Here is a 15,759-nt window from a genome sequence, read left to right as displayed (position 1 = left end):
TTACATGGCCAGTCGGTTGGCTTGCCGTTCGGCGATACGCTGCGCCCATACCAGGGCGCCGATCACCAGCATGTAGATGACCGCAGCCGCGAGGATGGGCGGCAGTGGCTCGTAGGTCACCGCGGAGATGCGGTTGGTCACCCGGGTCAGTTCCACCACGCCGATCACGGCGATGGCGGGGCTGCCCTTGATCAGGAACGACATCTCGTTGACCAGGCCCGGCAGGCTGGTGATGAGCATCTGCGGCAGCATGATGCGTCGGAAGCGGACCCAAGGCGTCATGCCCACGGCCATGGCGGCCTCGGTCTGTTCCCGCGAGAAGTTGCGGAAGGCACTGCGCCAGATCTCGGCGTTGAAGGCCGTGGTGTTGAGGCTCAATGCCAGGATGCCGGCCAGGTTACGGTCGATGCCCAGTCCCAGCGTCGGGGCGCTCAGGAATATGAACAGCGCCAGGGTAACCAGCGGGGTGGCCCGGGCGATGCTGATATAGATCACCAGCAGCTGATCGATGACGGGTATCTTGGCGATGCGCACGAGAGCGATGAGCAGTCCGGCGGTCACGCCGATGACGATAGAGACGGCGCAGATCCAGGCGGTGGTCCAGGCCCCTTCCAGCAGCATTTGCCATGCACTAGCGTCCATGGTGTCACTCCCCTTGTTGGGCGGGGCCCATGGCCGGCGTGGCCGGGCCATGGGCAGGGCGGAGTCGGGTCAGTCGGCCAGGCCGGCGAGCTCGTGGAACTGCTCGACGCTGGTCAGCGTCTCGGTGGGCAGGTCGGGGAAGCTTTCGCCGAACCACTTCTGCTGCAGCTCCGCCAGGCGTCCGGATTCTCGCATCTCATTCAGGAAGTCGGTCATGTACGCGAGCAGTTCCGGGTTGTTCTTCGGAATCGGCCAGGACACGTAGCCCGCACCGGATACCGCCTGCCCCTTGGCGAACAGGTCCGGCTTGGAGGCGACCAGGGCGTTGGCCGGCACCGCAGAGTCGACCACGTAGTCGAGGCGACCATTGGCCAGGTCGGCGAAGGCCTCCGGGTAGGACTCGTACTGCACTACCTTGCCGAGTTCACCGCCGCTCTCCTCGAGCATGGCCTCGAGCTCCGGCAGGCGAGTGAGCAGCGCGCTACCGGCCTGGACCCCTGCGGTCATGCCGCTCAGGTCCTTCACGCTGGTCAGGCGGTCGTCGTCGGCTCGCTTGATGTAGAAGTGCTGGGCGGAGGCATAGGGCGGGGTGTAGTTGAAGACCCGCAGCCGTTCGTCGGACACCAAGGCCCCGGTCAGGGCCATGTCGTATTGCCCCGTGGAAACGGCCGCCAGCAGGCCGGTCCAGGGCAGGATCTCTTGGGAAACCTCGAAGTCGGCATAGGCTTTCAACTCTTCTAACATATCGGCATTGAAGCCGACCGCATCGCCGTTGGTGATGAAGTTGAAGGGGGCGTAGTTGTCTTCGGTCGCGACCTTCAGGCCCTGGCTCTCGATGTCGCTCATGTCGGCAGCTTGGCTGGTGGCCGACAGGGCGAGGAAGGTGCCGGCGAGGGTGGCGGCCATCAGCCGAGAGAAGCGCTGCGGGATGCGGCTATTACGGGATGAGATTGCCATCTTGTCTTCCACCTTAATTGTTGTCGGGGCGGTGTCTGAGTGGGCCTGTCGTGATCGTGGCCCTGCCAGGGGGCTGAGAGCAGGCTCCAGCCGGCTGGCTGTCATCCACCCTAATGAAGGCTTCAACTTTGGTCATAGGGTCAGATTGTCGACGTGGTTGTGACAGCGAAGCGCTGAACCAGATTTTGTGGTGTAAAAATTGCATGAAATTAGCGCGTAATCGATCGTCAGGAGCGCGCCATGTCCGGTCAATGTTTTCGACTCGAGTTTGATCACCAGCGCAGCCTGCAGGAGCAGCTGCGCGAGGCACTGCTGGGAGCGGTCTTCGCCGGTACCCTGCCCGCTGAGGAGCCCTTGCCGTCTTGTCGCCGGCTCTCCCAGTCGCTGGGCGTGTCCCGCAATACGGTGGCCCTGGTGTATGAGGGGTTGGTGGAGGATGGCTACCTGGTCAGTCGGCCGCGCAGAGGGTACTTCCTGCACGCTGCCTACCGGGACGCCGGTGGCCTGGCCGCGGAGCAGCCGCGCCCCAGTGATGCACCATCATGGGGCGAACGGCTCACCCACCGCCCCAGTCACTTGCAGGGCGTCCTGCGCCCCAGCAACTGGCAGGATTTCGAATTTCCCTTCGTCTACGGTCAGCTGGATACCCGGCTCTTCCCGCTGGAGCAATGGCGCGAAGCCTCGCGACGGCTGCTCGGCAGCCAGCGCGAGCGCCACTGGCTTTACGACAGCTACGATCGTGATGATCCGACCCTGATCGAGCAGCTGCGTACCCGAGTGTTGCCCAAGCGGGGTATCCATGCCCGCAGCGACGAGATCCTGATCACCCTAGGGTCGCAGAATGCCCTTTACCTGCTGGCGCAGCTGTTGTGTGACCAGAAGACGCGGGTGGCGGTGGAAAACCCGGGCTACCGGGAGGCGGTCAATGTCTTCCAGCGGCAAGGCGCGCGACTGAGCTATCAGCCAGTCGATCAGGAAGGCATGTGTCTGGATGAGGCCGCCCGGGAGTGCGATTACCTGTATGTGACGCCCGGCCACCAGGGGCCGACAGGGGTCACCATGAGCCGTGAGCGCCGCGAGGCCCTGATGGCGCAGGTGGTCAAGCATGACCAGATCCTGCTGGAAGACGACTACGACGCCGAGATCAACTTCAACAGCCATGCCCAGCCGGCGCTCAAGGCTAGCCGCATCGGATCACGGGTCATCTATATGAGCAGCCTGTCCAAGCCGCTCTCGGCTGGCTTGAGGCTTGGGTATCTGGTCGCCGATGCCGAGCTGATCGATGAGCTGCGGGCACTGCGACGGCTGATGTATCGTCATCCGCCCTCAAGCCTTCAGCAGCAGCTTTCCCAGTTCATCGCTCAGGGCCACTACGAGCGCTATCTCAGGGATTTCTCGGCCGAGATGGGCAAGCGCTGGAGCCTGCTGGATGAGGCCATTGGTCGTTACCTGCCCCAGTGCCATCGGGTCAGCGAGGATCAGGCCAGCGTATTCTGGCTGCGCGCGCCCCAGGGCGTGGATACCCAGCGCCTAGCCTGGCAGGCCTCGCAGCAGGGGGTGCTGATCGAGCCTGGGTTCCAGCACTTCTTCGATCGGGTACCGCCGCGCCATTATCTGCGGCTGGGCTTCGGTGCCATCGAGGCCGGGCGCATCGTGCCCGGTATCCAGCGGCTGGCCTCGCTGCTGTGAGGCAGCAACCGAGAGTGTAGGCAAGACAGGAACCAGGGCGGCGAGACACCTGCGCTGGCGAACGAAGCCTTGGTCAACCAGGACCGGTGCCACACATGCCCCGCGCCACACACCCCGCTACAGCGGGCTGTCATGGCACGGGGTATGGTTCATCACGGGAGCATGATGGGGTTCATCGCAGGGCCCGCAACGGCTCTGCGGGTCAATTGACGTATTTGCGTGAGGCGTCGCCGAGCACCTCATCGAGGATCGCGAGACCTGTGGCCACCTCGGCCTCGCTGACGATACAGGGCGGCACGACATGAATGCGGTTGCCGCCAACGAAGGGCATCAGGCCGCGATCCAGTAGTCGGCCGCGGATATCGGCCACGGCGTCGGGTGCCAGGGGCGTGCGGCTGGCCGGGTCGCTGACCAGCTCCAGGGCATGGAAGACGCCGATGCCGCGGGTCTCGCCGACGATGGCATGACGCTCGGCCAGGCCGGCCAGTCCCTGAGCCAGCGGGCCGTTCCCGACCCGGTCGGCATTTGCCACCACGCCCTCGTCCTGCATGGCGTCCAGGGTGGCGACGATAGACGCCATGGCCAGCGGATGGCCGGAGTAGGTCAGGCCGCCGAAGAACATGCGGTCGTCGAAGTGCTGACTGATGGCATCGGAGATCACCACGCCACCGCAGGGCACATAGCCGGAATTGACGCCCTTGGCGAAGACGATGAGATCAGGAACCGCCTCGAAGTGCTCGAAGGCAAACCAGCGCCCGGTGCGCCCGAAGCCGGCCATGACCTCATCGAAGATCAGCACAATACCGAACTCGTCGGCCAGTTCGCGCACGCCCTTGAGGTACTGGCGCGGCGGCACCAGGATGCCGGCGGCGCCGGGAATCGGTTCCAGCAAAATAGCGGCGATGGCGCCGGGGCCCTCGCACTCGATCACCCGGCGCAGGTGGGCGAGGGCGCGCTCGCACTCCTGCTCTTCATTGTCGGCCCAGAAATCGCTTCGATACAGGAAGGGGTTGAAGAAGTGGGCATGGCCGTGAGCGTATTCGTTGGGGATACGGCGCGGGTCGCCGGTGGCAACGATCGCCGAGCCGGTGTTGCCATGATAGGAGCGGTAGGCCGAGAGGATCTTAGGGCGCCCGGTCATCGCACGGGCCATGCGCATGGCGTTTTCGTTGGCATCGGCGCCGGCATTGGTGAAGAACACCTTGCTGAAGCCCTTGGGCGCCCGCTCGAGGATGCGCCGGGCCGCCTCGCCACGCGTCGCGTTGGCATGGGCCGGGGCGATGGTGGCTAGGGTATCGGCCTGCGCCTTGATCGCCTCGATCACCTTGGGGTGCTGATGGCCGATGTTGGTGTTGACCAGCTGGCTGCTGAAGTCCAGGTATTCCTTGCCCTCGAAGTCCCAGAGGCGACAGCCCTTGGCACCGGCGATCGCCAGCGGGTTGAGAAGATTCTGCTGCGACCAGGAATGGAAGACATGCTGCTGATCGAGCGCGGAAACGGCGTCGTTGGTCATGGGATTCATGATGGGGCTCCCCGGAGTGAGTGAGAGGTGGCTCGCGCCGCTCGCCATCGGGTGGCGGCTGGCGATTGACTCGCCACAGACTAGGCAGCCCCATCGCCGCTCGAATAGAGCCAGAACGCAGGTGGCGGTGTGACAGGAGGATGTCACATCGACGGTGCAGGACTGGCCCTACCGGCCGCGATTCGCCTCTGGCTAAGGTGAGGGCCTGCCGTATTGCTCGGCTCGCTCACCGCACACGTAACATGAGGAAGGAACACCATGACCGATATCGCCTTCATTACCGGCGCCACCTCCGGCTTCGGCCGCGCCGCCGCTCGTCGCTTCGCCAAGGCCGGCTGGGGACTGGTGCTGACCGGGCGCCGACAGGAGCGACTCGAGGCCCTCAAGGAGGAACTGGCTCCGCTGGTGCCGGTGCATATCATGGCGCTGGACGTGCGGGATGCCGAGGCCGTGGCCGCCTCGGTCGAGAGCCTGCCGGCCGAGTTCCGTCCCGTGAAGGCGCTGTTGAACAACGCCGGCCTGGCACTTGCGCCGACACCGGCGCAGCAGAGCGCGCTCGCCGACTGGCAGACCATGATCGATACCAATGTCACCGGCCTGGTCAATGTCACCCATGCGTTGCTGCCGACCCTGATCGCGACCGGCGAGGGCGCGAGCATCATCAACGTCGGCTCGATCGCCGGCCACTGGCCCTACCCGGGCAGCCACGTCTATGGCGCCACCAAGGCCTTCGTCAAGCAGTTCAGCTACAACCTGCGCTGTGACCTGCTGGGCACCGGTGTGCGCGTAACCGATATCGCGCCGGGGCTGTCCGAGACCGAGTTCACCCTGGTGCGCACCGGTGGCAATCAGGCAGCGTCCGATGCGCTCTATCGCGGGACCGATCCGCTGGTGGCCGAGGACATCGCCGAACAGATGTTCCATGTCGCCACCCTGCCAGCCCACGTCAACATCAATCGTATGGAGATCATGCCCACTCGTCAGGCCTGGTCCCCTTTTGCCGTGGATTATGATGAGTGATGCCTGGCGGCGGTTAAACAGCCACGCCACTCTGTGTCGAGGCGATGATTCCACAGGCGAAATCGACGAGATGGGGTCACACTGAAGGAAGTCCATTCCCGTCGCACAGGGAGGTTCCCGGTCCTATCCTGACGTGCCTCGTCATGGGAGTGGTGCAGGTAAGATCGGTGCAAGGCATGCGCACCGAGGGTCGATGAGATGAATACTCCGCAGACATCACGTGACCCCGCCGAGGTTTACGATAGCCAGTTCGTGCCGGCGCTGTTCGCTCAATGGGGCCCGATCGTCAGTGAGGCGGCCGGTATCGGCCCGGGCCACAGGGTACTGGGTGTGGCCTGTTGGCCAGTGCCGCCGCCGAACGCGTCGGTCGCGGCGGCCAGATGATGGGACTGGATGCCAACGAGGAAATGCTGAGTGTGGCGCGGCGCAAGCATGCCGACATCGAATGGCGGGCCGGTCAGGCCGAGGCGCTGCCTTTCGAGGATCAGACCTTCGACGCCGTGATCAGCCAGTTCGGTTTCATGTTCTTTTCCGACCAGCCCCGCGCCTTGCAGGAAATGATGCGCGTACTGCGTCCTTCTGGCCGCCTGGCGGTGGCCGTGTGCGACGCCCTGGATCACTCTCCCGGTTATGCCGTCTTCGCCGAGCTCTTGCATCGCCTGTTTGGCGAACGGGTGGTCGAGGCCTTTCGCGCTCCCTTCGCCAGCGGGGACTCGGCACTATTGCTGGCGGCATGCGATGAGGCCGGCATCGGAGAGGCCACCGTGGCTCGTCATGACGGTCGGGTGCGATTCGCCTCCATCGACGCGCTGGTGTCCACCGAGCGCGCCTGTGCCTGGACCCTTGGTGGGGTGCTCGATGACAGCGAGTTCGAACGCCTGCAGGACAAGGCCGAGGAATCCCTGCGGCCCTTCGTGAACGCCGACGGCGACGTTGATTTCCTGATGCCCGTGCTCATCCTGACCGCTACCCGACCTTAGAACCCCAACCACACCGCCGAGATGACAGAAGCCGAGGTGATCGCAAGGTTTGCCCCCTTGTGAAGGGGGCCGGTACCTCCGTCCGCTGCCCACTCTTCCCGGGGCCATACACCCAGGCTTGCTTGATCTCGCTCTCCCCGATGTCACTCCTGCGGCTCACTGCCGAACTGGTTGGTTCTTCGTGAAGAATCAGTGCCTTGATAGTTGGCAATGGCGCCGATAGTGGCTTTATCGTGGGTTTTTGAGTCGCCGGCGAGGCCTGTGGCCGCGTCCATGAAGTCGAAAGAATGACTATTTTTCTCCTACACTAATGTTAGTTTCAGCTTAATACTCGATACAACGCCGCCCTGGTTGGCCCCCCATGCAACTATCCCTTGCTGTAAAACCAAGATGTCGGTCTCTTCTCAGCCTCGTGGCGGGGAGCTGGCTGATGGTGACGAGTTCGCTGCTGCTGGCGGCAGATGCCTTGCCGCAGCCTGCCGGCAGGGTGGTGTTGACGGTGACGGGCAATATCGATGTGGCGAACGCCGGGGAGGGGGAGCGCGCCGAGTTTGATCTCGAGATGCTCTCGGGCTTGCCGCAGCAGGCCTTTGACACCGAAACACCCTGGACGGAAGGGCCTCACCGCTACCAGGGCGTGCTATTACGGGACCTGCTCGAGCGCGTGGGCGCTGACGGCGAGCGGGTACGGGCCTCGGCGATGAACGACTACCATCATGATATCGGCATGCAGACCGTGGTGCAGGAGCCGCTCTTGCTGGCGACCCATCGAGATGGCGAGCCGATGAGAATACGCGACAAGGGCCCGGTCAGGATCATGCTGCCAGTGTCGGACTCACCGCAATACAGTAAGAAGCGCTATCTCGACATGATGGTGTGGCAGCTTAAAACCCTAACCGTGCGGTGATATGAAGCGATTCAGACTCTTCTTACTCATAGCGATCGCGCTGATCTTCGGCGCCAGCTCCCTGTATAGCTATAACCGGGACCTGGAAGTGGTGAGCTATGTATCCAGCACCATCAAGTCGATTGGCTGGGAAAGCTCCGAATTGGAGATTGAGTTGCTCAAGTTTGATCAGGCTCTGACCGGTCTGGCCGCTAGCATGGTGGAGGAGGATGAAGTCGAGCTTCACTTCGAGCTGTTGTGGAGTCGAATCGACTCCTTGCTGCTAGGGGAAGTGAGTCGCCCAATGAGGGAGCAGCCAGGGGTATTGGCGTTGCTCCGGGAGTTCAAGGCACAGCTGGAGCAGTGGGAAGAACGGGTCTATGCGCTGAGTTCTGATGACGTCGCGACGATCAAGGCGCTCCGGCAAGAGCTGTCTGAATATCGCACGCTGGTGCGAGAGGTTAATGTCGACACCTTTTCGGGCGAGAGCGTATGGCGCCAGCTCGATATGATTCAGGATATCCGCCTACGCTCCAATCTCTATCTTGCCGGGCTGATGCTGAGCGGGTTGGCGATGTTGATCCTGCTCGTGCGGGAAAACCGTCGAAACTGGCGCTTGGCCTATCATGATGTGCTCACTGGCCTCCATAATCGCATGTCGTTCTATCACTTGATCGCCAGTGATCTCGGTCAGGCGGCGCGGGAGCGAAGCCAGCTGGCCGTTTATATGATCGATCTGAATGGTTTCAAGGCGGTCAATGACAGCTTGGGGCATGAGGTGGGAGACCGATTGCTGCAAGAGGTGGCGAGCAGGCTGCGTGACACCATCGGCCGACAGGGGGTGGCGGCCAGGCTTGGCGGTGACGAGTTCGTGGTACTTCAGCGGCTCAAGCCCGATGAGGGGCCCGAGCAGATGGCCGCCCTGTTGTGGCAGTCGCTGTCTCGTGAGGTGAAGCTGCCCGATGGAAACCTGTCGCCACATGCCTGTATCGGCATCAGCCTCTATCCTGACCACGGGACCACAAAGAAAGAACTCTTAAGCCATGCCGATACGGCCATGTATCATGCCAAGCAAAGCTCGGACAGCTCGGTGCAACTCTTTGAGTTTGGCCTGAATGAACCGCGCGTGCGTCGTCAAAAACTGGCGCTGGCGCTGGAGGCGGCGATTGAGCACGACCATCTCGAGCTGCATTATCAGCCCATCTTTGACCTCCGGAGCGAAACGGTCGAGTCGGTGGAGGCGCTATTGCGCTGGAACTCCTCGGAGTTTGGGGCGATCAGTCCGTTAGAGATCATCGACGTGGCAGAAAAGCATGGTCTTGCTCAGCGCCTTAATCGATGGGTGCTCCTCAAGGCCTGTCGCCAATTGAAGCGCTGGAAGCTGTCCGAGCGTGATGGCCTGAAGGTCAACGTCAATATCAGTCCCAGTATCTTCAAGGACGGTGAGCTGGTCGCCACAATACGAGAGGCGTTGGACTCAGCTTCCCTAGCGGCCTCGTCCCTGGTGCTCGAAATCACCGAGGATACCAGCCTGTGGGATACGGCCGGCTCGCTCGACAGGGTAAAGGAACTTCGCCAGCTCGGGGTGGAGATCGCCCTCGATGATTTCGGGACGGGCTATTCCTCGTTCAGCCACCTGCGCCAGCTCCCATTCAACAAGTTGAAGCTTGATAAGAGCTTTATTGACGATCTCGCATCAGATACCCGGGCGGTCAGCCTGATCAGAACCATTATTTCGCTGGCGAAGAGCCTGGATATGGTGGTGACCGCCGAAGGTATCGAGGCGTCGGAGCAGATGGAGCAGTTGAATCGGCTGGGCTGTCACCTGGGGCAAGGTTATCTGCTGGCCAAGCCCATGCCTGTCGATGTCATGGAACAGGTGCTGTTGAAACGGACCACGTCCATGCATGGGGAGACATAAATCCTCAACCAAGCGGGCCCGGAGTGCCTAAGCGTGCGACCAGATTTCCCCCATGGCGCTCCGGTACTAAACACCTCGGGCTTATCCTGCCATGGGAGGCTTCGCTGGCAGGTTCCGGCTGTGGTGGCAGGCGTAACCCCTTGGTAAAAAGCCTGTTCTCTCGTTCCCTCAGGAGGTCGGGCCATGGCATGGCAATCAGACGTTCCATGGATTCTCAATCGCTGTGACCTGGAGATGCTCAAGGACATGATCCTGGAGCGACGGGCGCCATTGTTCGTGCTCTGTCACTCACAGGTGCCTGACCTGATCGTAGGCGGAGTTTACCCCCTTGATCTCATCAAGCGCACAGGGGCCAGCGATCCGGGCCTCGTGCTGCGGGTGGTGAAAGACGAAGCCCGTCTGCTGATTACTCCCACGCAAGGCTTGATGCACCACTTTGCCATCTTCGACAGCTTGCAGGAGGCCCAGGCCGCCGATGTCGACGCGGTCCGGCATGCCTTTCAGCAGGTTCGCAGCTCGGCACTGGAGCCACCGGGAGGAGATCAACAGGTCCTGTCGGGGGCCGAGGCCTTGGACGCCTTGCTGTGGTCGCGTCAACTGCGTGCCACGGCGTTGATTCCTCCCTTGCTGGTGCTTCTGGATGAACTGCTCTACGAGGAGGACCGCGTCTTTGCCGCTCTGGATCTGACACGCCACAGGGGGATGGTTTTCGAAGTCATCGGCCTCACTCTCGACGCGTTGATCCTGCGCGAGACGCGTCAGGCCTGCGATGACATCACCATCGAGGCCTGGAGCCCCCTTGTCGAGGGTGGCCAGGTCCTGCTGTTTGCGTCGGCGGAGGCGGCAAGGGACTTTATTGTTCGCCGCGAAGTGCTGGGCATCAAGGCGAACCCCCAGGGGCGCTGGGCCGATGACATACCGGGCGTAGACATCGCGCCTGTGGTTGTTGGACAACCTGCTCTCTTGTCGGATGAGGACATCGAGCGCAAGGCTCTGGCGTCTTGGGAGAGAAACGGCAAAGGTCATCTCGCCGATCACTCTGGCCCGGAGTCGCCGGCGCAGGTTGCCAGCCGCCTGACCGAGTACCTGAACCAATGGCAGATCATGGAAGCCCTCGAGGTAGGCGCTCACGTGAGCTTCAAGGCAGGGATGGCGCCAACCATCGACATGGCGCCGTGTGAGCCCATGATTCTGCTAGAGAAACTCACGACTCCGCCGGAAAACCCCTACCCCGTCGGTCATGCACTTGCGGCCGATGTCTTCGATACCGTGGTCGGCTTTCTCGATGAAGAGGGGGCGCTGGTGCGCCTGCATGTCGATTCGCACCGACTGACGTTGTGGGAGCCGACGGCGGCACCAGACTGATCGATGTTGTGTGCGACCAGCCGTTGGCCTGGCCCCGACCTCCAGCCCGTGCGTCGATGCGCCTGGTGACTGCAGTGGGGCGAAGCGGGGTGGGAGCATTGGCATTGGCGTCGGTGCCTGTGCTTGCTGGTAACTTTTGATGTCTCGCCGGAGGAGCGGATTCCGGGTCACCGCTGCAGGATCGGCCCCGCCAGTTGGTCGAAGATCGGCTCGACCCCCAGGCCGGGAAGGTCGTTGACCCGCATGGTGCCGTCGGTGACGTCCGGAGCGCCATGGGCCAGCTGGGTGGTGTTGTAGCGGTGCAGATCGGTGGTGTTCAGCAGGTAGGGCGTGGGGGTGCTGGCGGCCAGCTGGGCATAGGCGGCGGTGGCGATGCCGCTGCCCCAGGCATCCTCGATGGTCAGCGGGATGCCGGCGGCCACACACAGGTCGCGGATCAGGCGCGAGGGCGTGAGGCCGCCGAACTTGCTGACCTTTAACGCCATGGCGTCCATGGCATCGTCCCTCAAGGCACGCTGCACGTCTGCGATGTTGTTCAGGCATTCGTCGAGCTTGATGGGGTGATGCGCGCGTTGGCGAAACGACAGGCATTCGTCGTAGCTCGCACAGGGTTGCTCGAGGATCAGGTCGAGATCCTGAAGCGATCGGGAAAAACGGGCCACCTGGTCGCGGCGCCAGGCGCCGTTGATGTCGCCCACCCAGACCTCGCCGGCTGGCCGGCCGTCGGCAAGCGTGCGCATCATGGCGATATCGTCGTCCACGTCATGGCCGAGCTTGATCTGGAAGTGGCGGAAGCCGGCCTTCCTATAGGCCGCAAGGGAATCGGCCATCGCCGCGGGCGCCGCCAGCGGCACGATGCGATGCAGCGGCATCGTCTCGGTGAGCAGGCCGCCCAGCAGCACATGCACGGGTAGCCCCGCGGCCTTGCCGAGCAGATCCCAGCAGGCGATGTCGATGGCGGCCTTGGCATAGGCATGACCGTTGAGCGCCTGGTCCATCTTGCGAGTGAGGCGCGCGACATGGCGGGGATCCTCGCCGATCACCTGGGGCGCGAGCTCCTCCAGGCAGGCGGGCAGGCCGCCGGCGAAGGCGGGCATGTAGCTCGGCCCGCATGGACACACCTCCCCATAGCCCGTCAGGCCTTCATCGGTCGTCAGCACCACCATGGTGCTGGTGAACTGTTGATAGGAGCGTCCGCCGGCGAAGGCGTAGGCCGTGCCGTCGTAGCGGAGTTCACCGGTATATGCCGCCAGGCTGGTGATGTGCATGGTGCTGCCTCGAGGCCACGCTGATGGCTTTCAAGCCTAGCCTATTGCTGCCTCGGATACCGGGGCTCGTCACCTGCCTTGCCTGCAGTGAAAGATGATAGCGTAGCCCTCTTTGCCTGGCCCTAGGTGTTGAGTCCGAAAAGTCGGGGCGGGAGGCTCTCATCAGTATGGACACAAGGAGAAAGGCATGACGCCGTCGTTGCAAGGCATTCTGTGGATGTGTGCCGGGGTGTTCTGCCTTTCGGTGGGCGACGCGATTTCCAAGTGGCTGGGCGAGGTGCATTCGCCGATCCAGATCATCTTCTTCCGCACCCTGGTATCGCTGCCGCTGATTGCCCTGATCGCGCACTTCAACGGTGGGTTGCGCAAGCTTTCCACGCAGCGCCCTGGGGTGCATCTGCTGCGCGGCCTGCTGGCGACCGGGACCATGCTGTGTTTCGTGTTCGGCTTGACGGTGCTGCCGCTGGCCGAAACCACGGCGATCGCCTTCGCGGCCCCCATGTTCGTGACCCTGCTCTCGGTGCCCCTGCTCGGGGAACGGGTCGCGCGCCTGCCGCTGATGGCCGCCCTGGTCGGCTTCTGTGGCGTGCTGGTGGTGGTGCGCCCGGGAGCGGCAGGGTTCCAGCCGGGCGCCCTGGTGGTGGTCGGGGCCGCGCTCTTCTATGCGCTGGTGATGATCACCGCACGGCGCTACGGAGTGCGCGAATACCTGTGGGCGATGGTCTTCTATGTGACGCTGGTACCCTTGGTGGTCACCGGAGCCATGCTGCCCTTCGTCTGGCAGGTGCCATGGCCGCTGCATTGGCTGGGATTTCTCGGCGCCGGCGTCTTCGGTATCGGTGCCATGGCCTGCATTACCCTGGCGTTTCGCCATGCCCCGGCCGCGTTGGCCGCCCCCTTCGATTACACCGGCATGGTGTGGGCGGTACTGCTGGGCTGGTGGTTCTGGGATGAAATGCCGGACCGATGGGTCTATGTCGGTACCCTGATCATCATTGCCAGCGGCCTGGCGATCGCCTATCACGAGCGGCGCACCAGCCTGAAGCGCCGGCCGGCGTCCTGATGCCACCGCTTCGCCAGAGTGCCCCGTCGCATTCCACCAGGGACCCGCTGTCTGACGGTCCAGCCGATCCCGGAGATGTCATGCCCGAGAGTCCGTCCAGGCCGGGAGCCTCGCCATGAAGTCAATGCTCCACGTACTCGTCATTCCCTGCCTGCTGGCGCTGGCTGGCTGTGGCGGGGCGGACGAGGTCATGCCCGTTCCCTTGCCGGTGCTGGCCGCCGAGCCTGCTGCCTATGACGGCAAGCGGGTGGCGACGAGTGGGGTGGTGCGCAGTTTCGCGCCTCCCCGCCACTACTGGATCGAGGATCAGGACCTTCATCGCGTCGAGATTGTGCCCCCTGAACGAGTCGCCGCGCATCTCGGCCGAGAGGTGAGCGTGGTCGGCCGGTTTCGCTTCACGCCGGATGCCGGGCGCCGGCTGGAGGTGGAGGCCCTCGAGCCATTGACGGTTGACGAGCCCGTCCGATAGGCGCCATGAGCGACCGAGAGGTGCGACACGCTGGCACACCAGGTCTTGCGTAAGGCGATTATCCGACTAGGCTCAATCGATGGCGGCAGGAGCGTATCTCAGGAAGGGAAAACGCCGCGGCAACGATCACCTCGGTGTCGGGTAAGGCAGGGAAGCCTCAATGATTCTCAAGGATATGAGCCAAGGCGACAGGTTTGAAGCAGCGGCCCCTCGGGCCTGTGGCCAAGAGAGGGTCGTGGCCGATCAGCTGGCGAAGGCGTGGGCCGATGATCCACGGGTGATGGTCTTCAACCATCTGTCGTTGACCCACCACGGCAAACATACCTGCATCGACCATCTGGTGCTGCATCCCCGTGGATGCATCCTCATCGAGTCTCGCAGCCTGCACGGGGAGTTGAGGGTCAACCGGTTTGGTGCCTGGTCCCGCTATGCGCATGGGCAGTGGGTAGCCACCTCCTCGCCACTGCACCGGCTCGAGGTGCAGCAGACCCTGCTGATGGCGCTGCTGCGCGCCAATCGACACCGGCTTGCGGACAATGACGCGGCCATTCCCCGCCTGCTCGAGCACGGCGAGTGGCAAATCCTGAGTGTTCTCCCCGATATGGCGACCCTGGATCGCGATCCGCGGGCGCCGCAGGTCTCGGTGGTGGCGGCCGCGAATATCGGCAAGCGAATCCATCGGCTGATCGGCCCCCGGGGAATCCTGGGGTCGCTGACGACGCCTTGCGCGCCACGCCTGAGGAAGACGGATCTGGAGCAGCTTGGTCAGATCCTGCAGGCTCACGACGCCCAATGCCGAACGAGACGGTCAGTGCCCACACTCACCATGCTGGACACGGTGACTGGGGCCCGGTGTTCGTTCCCTGCCACCTTCACGCCTGCCTTCTGGCAGGAGGTGGTGATTGGCGACCTTCAGCCCATCGCCTGTCGAGGCTGTGGTACCCGCCATGGGCTGGTCGATTGCTATGGCCGGCTGGGCTACTTTCTCAAATGCACGGACTGTGGCGTGATCACCTCCATGAACCAGGCGTGTTACGCCTGCGGCGACACAACCCTGCGCGTCTCTCGCACCGGGCCGACCTACACGGCACAGTGTCCGCGTTGCTGCTTCGAGCGGGTGCTGTTTGTCTCGGGAAGCTGACACGCTCCCGACTATTGCTCACGCCACACCGAGCCAAGTACGGGCACCGCACCGCCGAGGCCGGTCGCCAGGTGTATCAAGCGGCCTTGGCATGAGCGAGCGCCGACGGCGTCTGACACCCCACGATGGCCGGAGCCTCCTGGATAAGGACGTCGTTGGTAAGTGCGTCCACCATGAAGCGGGCAAAGTCCACCCGTCGAGTAAGGTTGCTGGCGAGGATAGGGTCGCCCACATGCCGGCTCCATACCGGCAAGCCCTGGCTTTCTCCCTCCTCCAGATCGCTGGCCCGCACCATGGTCCAGCTAGTATCGCTTTCGAAAACGCGCCGGCAGGCTTCCACCTGGTCATCCAGGTCCGCGAAGCGGATAAGGCGCGCTAGCCAACCGAAGACTGCCAAGAAGGTCTTGAGTTTCCAGGAATAGACATCCTTGCCGTCGCGGGAGATGTGCCAGCCACAGGAAAAGGCGAGGCGTGCCCCCGGACGGGCGTGGTCGAGTATCGCCTGTGCCGTTCCCGTCGCGTACTGTTGAACGCCCCAGGGCACCAACACCGTCAGCACGCCATCGCACCCGGCGACCGCCTGCCTGATCACATCCGGGTCGTTCGTCGCGCCGGGTATGATCGTCATGCGTCTCTCGAACGCCGCGAGCTTGCCCACGCTCTTCTCTCGACAGACACCGACCACCTCGTAGCCCCGGTCGAGCGCCTGTTGCACCATGTACTGTCCAAGTTTCCCGGAAGCCCCTACGATGCAGACCTTCATGGTCATCGTTTCTGTCCTTCCCCGTTGTATGTCTTCATGCCTGCTTCTGGCTTCCGACGAAGATGGTGTCAAG

14 protein-coding genes are annotated in these 15,759 nt (G+C 63.2%); 9 read left to right on the top strand and 5 right to left on the bottom strand.

Features of this window, described 5'->3' with window-relative positions; genetic code table 11:
* Both IEJ03_RS09450 and IEJ03_RS09445 read right to left on the bottom strand, forming a co-directional pair.
* On the bottom strand, positions 1 to 642 hold the full coding sequence (locus IEJ03_RS09450; protein WP_192034624.1) for an amino acid ABC transporter permease: 642 nt from the start codon (positions 640 to 642) through the stop codon (positions 1 to 3).
* Between the two features lie 69 nt (positions 643 to 711).
* Positions 712 to 1,599, bottom strand: a complete 888-nt coding sequence (locus tag IEJ03_RS09445) for a transporter substrate-binding domain-containing protein (RefSeq protein ID WP_202884363.1) — start codon at positions 1,597 to 1,599, stop codon at positions 712 to 714.
* 240 nt (positions 1,600 to 1,839) lie between these two features.
* On the opposite strand from IEJ03_RS09445, the gene IEJ03_RS09440 reads away from it, so the two are divergent.
* Positions 1,840 to 3,288, top strand: coding sequence for a PLP-dependent aminotransferase family protein (locus IEJ03_RS09440; RefSeq protein ID WP_192034623.1), 1,449 nt, complete (start codon positions 1,840 to 1,842; stop codon positions 3,286 to 3,288).
* A 202-nt stretch (positions 3,289 to 3,490) separates the two neighbouring features.
* On the opposite strand, the gene IEJ03_RS09435 is transcribed toward IEJ03_RS09440, so the two are convergent.
* Positions 3,491 to 4,810, bottom strand: a complete 1,320-nt coding sequence (locus IEJ03_RS09435) for an aspartate aminotransferase family protein (RefSeq protein ID WP_192034622.1) — start codon at positions 4,808 to 4,810, stop codon at positions 3,491 to 3,493.
* A gap of 258 nt (positions 4,811 to 5,068) precedes the next feature.
* Between IEJ03_RS09435 and IEJ03_RS09430 the strand changes: the two genes are divergently transcribed.
* The 5 genes from IEJ03_RS09430 (at position 5,069) to IEJ03_RS09410 (ending at position 10,982) form a co-directional block, all read left to right on the top strand.
* Positions 5,069 to 5,830 (top strand): SDR family NAD(P)-dependent oxidoreductase, encoded by a 762-nt coding sequence (locus IEJ03_RS09430; protein ID WP_192034621.1) that lies wholly within the window; start codon positions 5,069 to 5,071, stop codon positions 5,828 to 5,830.
* Positions 5,831 to 6,168: 338 nt separating this feature from the next.
* Positions 6,169 to 6,810: a methyltransferase domain-containing protein gene (locus tag IEJ03_RS09425; RefSeq protein ID WP_202884362.1), complete on the top strand. Its 642-nt coding sequence runs from the start codon at positions 6,169 to 6,171 to the stop codon at positions 6,808 to 6,810.
* A gap of 430 nt (positions 6,811 to 7,240) precedes the next feature.
* Entirely contained in the window at positions 7,241 to 7,717 is a 477-nt protein-coding gene (locus IEJ03_RS09420; RefSeq protein WP_192034620.1) for a molybdopterin-dependent oxidoreductase, read from the top strand.
* A gap of 1 nt (position 7,718) precedes the next feature.
* Entirely contained in the window at positions 7,719 to 9,617 is a 1,899-nt protein-coding gene (locus IEJ03_RS09415) for an EAL domain-containing protein (RefSeq protein ID WP_192034619.1), read from the top strand.
* A gap of 183 nt (positions 9,618 to 9,800) precedes the next feature.
* Positions 9,801 to 10,982 carry a hypothetical protein gene (locus IEJ03_RS09410; protein WP_192034618.1) on the top strand — a complete coding sequence of 394 codons (1,182 nt, stop codon included), beginning with the start codon at positions 9,801 to 9,803 and terminating at the stop codon, positions 10,980 to 10,982.
* A gap of 167 nt (positions 10,983 to 11,149) precedes the next feature.
* On the opposite strand, the gene IEJ03_RS09405 is transcribed toward IEJ03_RS09410, so the two are convergent.
* Complete coding sequence (locus tag IEJ03_RS09405; protein WP_192034617.1) at positions 11,150 to 12,250, bottom strand: enolase C-terminal domain-like protein; 1,101 nt, start codon at positions 12,248 to 12,250, stop codon at positions 11,150 to 11,152.
* 187 nt (positions 12,251 to 12,437) lie between these two features.
* Between IEJ03_RS09405 and IEJ03_RS09400 the strand changes: the two genes are divergently transcribed.
* The 3 genes from IEJ03_RS09400 (at position 12,438) to IEJ03_RS09390 (ending at position 14,923) form a co-directional block, all read left to right on the top strand.
* Complete coding sequence (locus tag IEJ03_RS09400) at positions 12,438 to 13,313, top strand: DMT family transporter (RefSeq protein ID WP_192034616.1); 876 nt, start codon at positions 12,438 to 12,440, stop codon at positions 13,311 to 13,313.
* A gap of 115 nt (positions 13,314 to 13,428) precedes the next feature.
* On the top strand, positions 13,429 to 13,782 hold the full coding sequence (locus IEJ03_RS09395) for a hypothetical protein (protein ID WP_192034615.1): 354 nt from the start codon (positions 13,429 to 13,431) through the stop codon (positions 13,780 to 13,782).
* Between the two features lie 235 nt (positions 13,783 to 14,017).
* Entirely contained in the window at positions 14,018 to 14,923 is a 906-nt protein-coding gene (locus IEJ03_RS09390; protein ID WP_192034614.1) for a nuclease-related domain-containing protein, read from the top strand.
* A 76-nt stretch (positions 14,924 to 14,999) separates the two neighbouring features.
* Here the strand turns inward: IEJ03_RS09390 and IEJ03_RS09385 are convergent, their stop codons facing one another.
* Positions 15,000 to 15,692: an NAD(P)H-binding protein gene (locus IEJ03_RS09385; protein ID WP_202884361.1), complete on the bottom strand. Its 693-nt coding sequence runs from the start codon at positions 15,690 to 15,692 to the stop codon at positions 15,000 to 15,002.
* Between the last annotated feature and the right edge of the window lie 67 nt (positions 15,693 to 15,759).

Source organism: Halomonas sp. YLGW01 (assembly GCF_014840935.1).
Classification (GTDB): domain Bacteria; phylum Pseudomonadota; class Gammaproteobacteria; order Pseudomonadales; family Halomonadaceae; genus Onishia.
This window is presented reverse-complemented; position numbering and strand designations above follow the sequence as displayed.